General features: G+C 68.9%; 6 protein-coding genes. 4 read left to right on the top strand and 2 right to left on the bottom strand.

Annotated elements, in window-relative coordinates:
* Nucleotides 1–431: 431 nt before the first annotated feature.
* Nucleotides 432–1,841: a DNA repair protein RadA gene (gene radA / locus WBA11_RS09215; protein ID WP_424520404.1), complete on the bottom strand. Its 1,410-nt coding sequence runs from the start codon at nucleotides 1,839–1,841 to the stop codon at nucleotides 432–434.
* A gap of 204 nt (nucleotides 1,842–2,045) precedes the next feature.
* Here radA and WBA11_RS09220 point away from each other — a divergent pair, with 204 nt between their 5' ends.
* From WBA11_RS09220 to WBA11_RS09230, 3 genes are all read left to right on the top strand, one after another.
* Nucleotides 2,046–2,906 (top strand): MlaE family ABC transporter permease, encoded by an 861-nt coding sequence (locus WBA11_RS09220; RefSeq protein ID WP_424520405.1) that lies wholly within the window; start codon nucleotides 2,046–2,048, stop codon nucleotides 2,904–2,906.
* A gap of 178 nt (nucleotides 2,907–3,084) precedes the next feature.
* Nucleotides 3,085–3,840 (top strand): ABC transporter ATP-binding protein, encoded by a 756-nt coding sequence (locus WBA11_RS09225; RefSeq protein ID WP_424520406.1) that lies wholly within the window; start codon nucleotides 3,085–3,087, stop codon nucleotides 3,838–3,840.
* 46 nt (nucleotides 3,841–3,886) lie between these two features.
* Nucleotides 3,887–4,921 carry an MlaD family protein gene (locus WBA11_RS09230; protein WP_424520407.1) on the top strand — a complete coding sequence of 345 codons (1,035 nt, stop codon included), beginning with the start codon at nucleotides 3,887–3,889 and terminating at the stop codon, nucleotides 4,919–4,921.
* A 17-nt stretch (nucleotides 4,922–4,938) separates the two neighbouring features.
* Here the strand turns inward: WBA11_RS09230 and WBA11_RS09235 are convergent, their stop codons facing one another.
* A complete protein-coding gene (locus WBA11_RS09235; protein ID WP_424520409.1) occupies nucleotides 4,939–5,286 on the bottom strand; it encodes an energy transducer TonB in 348 nt (115 codons plus the stop codon).
* A 308-nt stretch (nucleotides 5,287–5,594) separates the two neighbouring features.
* Between WBA11_RS09235 and WBA11_RS09240 the strand changes: the two genes are divergently transcribed.
* A partial coding sequence (locus WBA11_RS09240) for a TolB family protein (protein ID WP_424520408.1) occupies nucleotides 5,595–6,534 on the top strand: 940 nt, incomplete at its 3' end.

Raw genomic sequence — 6,534 nt, forward strand, 5'->3', positions numbered from 1 at the left:
TCCCGGGACAGCGGGCTGCGCCGCTCGCAAGAGTGCGAGGGCGGCACGGAGGGCGACGATCGAGGGCGAGGGCACGGGGGCAGTCGGAGGCCCGAGCAAGCTAGCGGCCTGACGAGGCCACCGGGGAGTCCCCGAGATGGCGGAGCAACGGCTTGATAACGGAACGGGCCGGGGGTCTCTGGGTAGAGTCGAGTGCCCTTCTCCCTGGTCCCCTTCCCCGCTGTTCCGTGGACGTGGGCGCTCCGAGACTCTCGACGCGCCTCCCCTCTGTCCCTCGGATCACACGGCCGCCGCCCGGCAGCCACCGACCAACCCGAAGCCCGCTTGCTCCCCGCAGGCGGGCTTCTCTCGTTCGCCCTCGAGGGCGAATCCCCATAGCTGCGCAGCCGACCTCGAGGTTGGAGCCGTCGCAGAGCGTCCTCGAGGACGGCTCAGCAGATCAGGTCGAGCGCCTCGGCCAGCCGACGCACCGGAATCACCTCCAGGCCCTTCGGCGGCTTGAGCCCCTTCATGTTGGCCTTGGGCACCATCGCGCGCTCGAACCCGAGCTGCTTGATCTCGGTCAGCCGCGCGTCCAGCCGGCTCACGGCCCGGACCTCGCCGCCCAGCCCGACCTCGCCCACGGCCACCGTTCCCGAGTCGAGCGGCACGTCGCGCAGCGACGACGCGACTGCGAGCGCGACGGACAGGTCCACGGCCGGCTCCTCGAGCCGAACGCCGCCGGCCACGTTGAGGAACACGTCGTTCTGCGAGAACCGGAGCCCCTCGCGTTTCTCCAAGACGGCGAGCAAAACCTGGAGACGCTTGGCGTCGAACCCGGTCGTCGTCCGCTGCGGCGTCCCGTAGCTCGTCGACGCGACGAGGGCCTGGACCTCGACCAGGAGCGGGCGCGTGCCCTCGAGGGCGCAGACGACGGCCGAGCCTGACGACCCGAACTGGCGCTCGCTCAAAAACAGTGCGCTCGGGTTGCCGACCTCCTTGAGACCGCCCTCGCGCATCTCGAACACGCCCAGCTCGTGGGCCGCGCCGAACCGGTTCTTGACCGCCCGCAGGATCCGGTACGCGTGGTGCCGGTCGCCCTCGAAGTGCAAGACGGTGTCGACCATGTGCTCGAGCACGCGCGGCCCCGCGATCGAGCCCTGCTTGGTGACGTGGCCGATCAGGAACGTCGTCGTCGGCAACGTCTTGGTCACGTCCAAGAGCGCCGCCGTGGACTCGCGGACCTGGGACACGCTGCCCGGGGCGCTCGTCAGGTCGGGCCGGTAGACCGTCTGGATCGAGTCGACGACCATGAAGTCGGGCTGCAGGTCGTAGGCGGCGGCCAAGATGGCCTCGACGTTCGTCTCGGGAAAGAGGTACAGCCCGTCCGGGTCGACGCCCATCCTCTGGGCGCGGAGTTTGACCTGCTGCGCACTCTCCTCGCCGGTCACGTACAACAGGGTGTTGCCATCCAAGCCGCGGCCGAGCTCCGTCATGAGCGTCGACTTGCCGATGCCGGGGTCGCCGGCCACCAACGTTAGGCTCCCCATCATGGCTCCGCCGCCCAGCACGCGGTCGAACTCGGCCAACCCCGTCGGGATGCGGTGGCGCTCGGCGATGGTCACGTCGCTCAGGCGCTGCGGCCTCGAGGCCCCGTACGCGCCCGACATCCGGGGCGCCTGCCCGGTCCCGCCGTCGCCGGACAGCGACTTGCCGCCGCGCATCACGGGCGCCTTGACCTTGGTGGGCACGGCCTCCTCAACGAGGGTGTTCCACTCTTTGCAGCCGCTGCACTGCCCGGCCCACCGGGGCGTCGTGTAGCCGCAGTCCTGGCAGGCGTACTGAGTTTTTGCTTTGGCCATGATGTTTCGGGCGACGTCCTCGAGGACGGAAAGGGCACGGCCTCGAGGTCGGGAACCCGCCGGGTGACGGGCAGCGTTGGCTGCGCCAGCCTGGCGGCTCTCGAGGACGGATCGGGTAAGAGAGAGCGGAGGGCGCGCGTCGGCCTCGCCCGTAGCTTGTGGAAGGTCGCCCCGGCCGCTGTCACCCGCCCGTCACCGGTCCGCATGGACGCCACCGCCCCCGACATTCTGGACCGCGAGCCCCGAGACGACGACCCGTCCTCGAGGACGACCGCCGGCGAACGCATCCGCGACGGGTTCGCGCCGCTGTGGGCGGTGCCCCGGGACCTGATCGGGGGGCTCGGCGCATACGCCACCCTCATCGGTCAGGCGTTCAACCTGCCGCGCGACCTGCGACCGAGCCTGTACGCGCGCAACCTGGCACAGCAGATGGTCCAGGTCGGCATCGACTCGATCCCGATCGTCGCACTCGCGTCGGCGTTTTCCGGCGGCGTGATCGTGGTCCAGGCGATCTACCAACTCGAGAACCCACTCCTGCCACTGACCATCGTCGGGACCTTCGCGCAGCAGTCGATCTTGCTCGAGCTCGCGACGCTGGTGACCGCGTTCGTGCTGTGCGGTCGGGTCGGGGCGCGGATCGCGGCCGAGATCGGGACGATGCGCGTCAAGGAGCAGATCGACGCCTTGGAGGCGATGGGGCTCAACTCGAAGAGCTACCTGGTCGTCCCGAGGGTGCTGGCGGGCGTCCTGATGTTTCCGGTCCTGTACGTCGTCTCGGGGACGGTCGGGATGGCCTTCGGGGCCGTCGTCGCGGAGGCGTCGGGTGAGCTGACGGTCCAGACGTTCTGGGAGGGCGCCCGGCTCTTTTTTCGCCCCTACGACGTGTTCTTCGGACTCGTAAAGTCGCTGGTGTTCGGATTCCTCATCACGTCGATCGCGTGCTACACGGGCTACAATGCGGGCGGCGGCGCCGAGGGCGTCGGGCAGGCCACGACGCGGGCGGCCGTCCTGGCCTGCGTCTGGGTCCTGTGCGCCGACTACGTCCTGGCGGCGGTGCTGCTATGAGGTGTTGGGGACTGGGGATTAGGGATTGGGGTGTGAGAGACCGCGATCGTATTCGGCCTCGAGGTCGGACCAGGGACGCCGTGTACGTCCGGTCCGTCCTCGAGGGCGCAGCCAACCTCGAGGCCGCGCCATTGCGCCCCCAATCCCTAACCCCTAACACCCAACCCCCACCGTCCGCGTGATCCAAATCCGCAACCTGGCCAAGAGCTTCGGCGGCGTCTCCGTGCTCCGGGACGTCGACCTCGATGTGCCCGAGGGCGAAGTGACGTGCATCATCGGCCGGTCGGGGTCGGGCAAGAGCGTGCTGATGCGGCACATCATCGGCCTCATGACGCCGGACGCGGGGCGCGTGGTCGTGGACGGCGCGCCGCTCGACGAGCTGACCTACGCCGAGCTCCGCCAGGTCCGGCGCAAGTTTGGCGTGCTGTTCCAAGGCGGCGCCCTGTTCGACTCGATGTCGGCACGCGACAACGTGGAGTTCCCGCTGCGCACGTTCACCGACCTGACGGTGGCCGAGGTCCGAGACCGAGCGAGCGAGTGCCTGGCACTCGTCGAGCTCCCCGACGCCGGGCCGAAGCGACCGGCCGAGCTTTCGGGCGGTCAGCAAAAGCGCGTCGCTCTGGCGCGCGCCATCGCCATCGAGCCCAAGTACATCCTCTACGACGAGCCAACGTCCGGGCTCGACCCGGAGACCTCGAACACGATCGACGAATTGATCCACCGGCTGGGCACGACGATGGGGACCACGAGCGTAGTGGTGACCCACGACATGCACTCCGTCCTGTCCATCGCCGATCGGATCGCGTTCGTCCACGACAAGACGGTCTCCTGGACCGGCACCGTCGACGAGCTCCACCGCTCGGACGACCCGGCGCTCTCGTCGTTCGTGCGCGCCAACGAATACAAGATCGGCGCCCCGTCTCAGACCGCCTGAACCTGTCGCCCTCGAGAGCCGCAAGGCCGGCGCAGCCAACGCTTCTATGACCAACGAAATCAAGGTCGGCCTCTCCATCCTGCTGTCGGCCGTCGTCATCTTCGCCGGCGTCCGGTTCCTCTCGGGCCAACCGCTGTTCGGCGCCGGCTACGAGGTCGTGACCGTGTTCGACGACGCCCAAGGGCTGACGTCGGGCGCCATCGTCCGGCTCAACGGCGTCAGGGTGGGCGAGGCCCGCTCGGTCGAGCTTAGCCCGAACGCCCGGAGCGTCTTGGTCACGATGGCCATCGACCGCGACGTCGAGATCCCGCGCGGGTCGACGGTCCAGACGTCGGGTCTGTCGGCGCTGGGCGAGGTCAACATCGAGATCACACCCCCACAAGGTGCCGGCGCGGGGCGGCCATTGGCAGGAGGCGACACGCTGATCGCGTCGACGACGCCGGACATCTTCGACCTCATCGCGGGCGAGTCCAACTCGCTCACGGCCCGCGCCGACACGGCGTTGATCGGGGCGGTCAACACGTTCACCACGCTCGACCGAATCCTCCAAAACTCGGGCGGCGACATCGAGGCCGTGCTCGCGCAGCTCCGCTTTCTGACACAGGCGACGACGACGCTCGTCACCCAAGAGCAGGGCCGGATCGACCGGACGCTCCGCTCCCTCGAGGACGCAGCGGCGAACGCGAGCGGGGTCTCGGACCGCGTCGGGCGCAACGTCGAGGACCTGTCGGTCATCGTCGGCAACGACGTGGTCGCGACGTCGGGGACGGTCCGGCTCTTGGCCGAGACGAACGCGGACTCGGTCACGGCGGCGGTCAACAACCTGTCGTCGGCGCTGCGCCGGGCGGACGGCCAGCTCGAGCAGCTGACGGCGCTGACCTCGAACCTCGCGACCTTGACGGCCGACCTCGACTCGACGCTCAACTCGGACCAGGGCACGATGGGGCTCCTGCTCCGCGACCCGTCGCTGTACTACAACGCGAACGCGACCATGGCGGCGATCCAGCAACTCGTGCAGGACTTGCAGACGGATCCGGGCCGCTACCTCGGCGAACTCGAGGGCGTGGTCAAGGTGTTTTAAGAGTCCAGCTCGATACGTCAACGCAGGCGAAACTCGACGGCCACCTCTACGAAGTCGATGAACGGTGGGGCCGGAAAGAACTCGGCTTGGCGGACGCCAGCTAGTGCGGCCTCGACCAGCAACTCGTTCGATCGCGAGAGCGACCGGGCGGCAGTAACTCGACCTGTCGTATCGACGACAGCCTCGACGCGCACCACTCCCTCGATGTAGGCACGACGCGCAAACTCTGGATACTCGACCGCCGACGCGAGGAGATGCCAGTCGTAGCCGAGCGAGGCAACCGACTCGGGAGCAAACGCAGCGGCTGAGACACCAGTGAGTGGTAGTGGCCTGCTGCGATCTGGACAGCATCCACAGTAACCCATTTTGACTGGCTCTTCCGTAGTCGCGCAGCCTGAGGAGGCAACCACAATGGCACACAGGAACGCGGGAAGAAGTCGGCTCACAGCGTGGGCGGTTGCACTAGCATGGTATCGGCCGGTAGTCGGCGAGCCAAGTCAACTCCAAATACACTAGCAGGTTTGGAGCCAGACCGAGCACCAGACCACGACTGATTGACTGCGACCTCGAGGGCGCGGATAACGCGCTGGCTAGAGGAATCAGCTTGGCCGATCTAACGGCCTCGAGGGCGGCTCGTCCTCGAGGTAGACTACGGCGTCCCGACCTCGACGCCATGCGCCTCGCACTCCTCGTCCTTCTCGCCGCCCCGCTCGCCCTCGCCCAGGACGCCCCGCCGCTGGGACTGATGGACGTGTTCGAGCTCGAGTACGCCGCAGATCCCCAGATCTCGCCCGACGGACAAACCGTCGTCTACCGCCGCAACCGGCTCGACGTCCAGACCGACCGCGTGCGCGGCGACCTGTGGCAGATCGGCGCCGACGGCACCGGTCACCGGCCGCTCGTCACCGGCGTCGACGCGAGCGGAGCGCAGTGGTCGCCGGACGGAACACGTCTGGCGTACCTCGCCCAAGACACCGACGAGGAGCGGCGGCACTTGATGGTCCACTACCTCGAGGACGGCGTGACCGTCCCGGTCGCGCGCCTCGCCTCGACGCCGGGTGGCATCGCGTGGTCCCCCGACGGGCAGCACTTGGCGTTCACGCGCTTCGTCGAGGGCGAGGCGCCCTCGATGGTGTCCCTCCCCGGCCCGCCGGCCGGCGCCGAGTGGGCCGACGCTCCGATCGTGATCGAGGAGACGAACTGGCGGAGCGACGGGTCAGGCTACACCAAGCCGGGCGCCCGGCAGCTGTTCGTCGTCTCGGCCGAGGGCGGCACACCGCGCCAACTCACCGACGGACCATTCGACGTCAACGGGACGCCCGCTTGGACGCCGGACGGATCGGCCCTGGTCGTCTCGAGCGACCGCCGCCCCGACGCCGACCTCGATCCGGGCGACTCGGAGCTGTATCGCATCGAGGTCGCGACCGGCGCGATGACGGCACTTACCAGCCGCGTCGGGCGGGACTCGTCCCCGGCCATCAGCCCCGACGGCCTGCTCGCGTACACCGGCGCCGACGACCGTCGGCTCGGCTACCAGATCTCCGCTCTGACCGTCGCCGACCGCGGCCTCGAGGGCGGCAGCCGCCTGCTCGCCGACCTCGACCGCGACGTCC

Origin of the sequence: Rubrivirga sp. (assembly GCF_049648075.1) — a bacterium.
In the GTDB taxonomy this organism is placed as follows: domain Bacteria; phylum Bacteroidota; class Rhodothermia; order Rhodothermales; family Rubricoccaceae; genus Rubrivirga.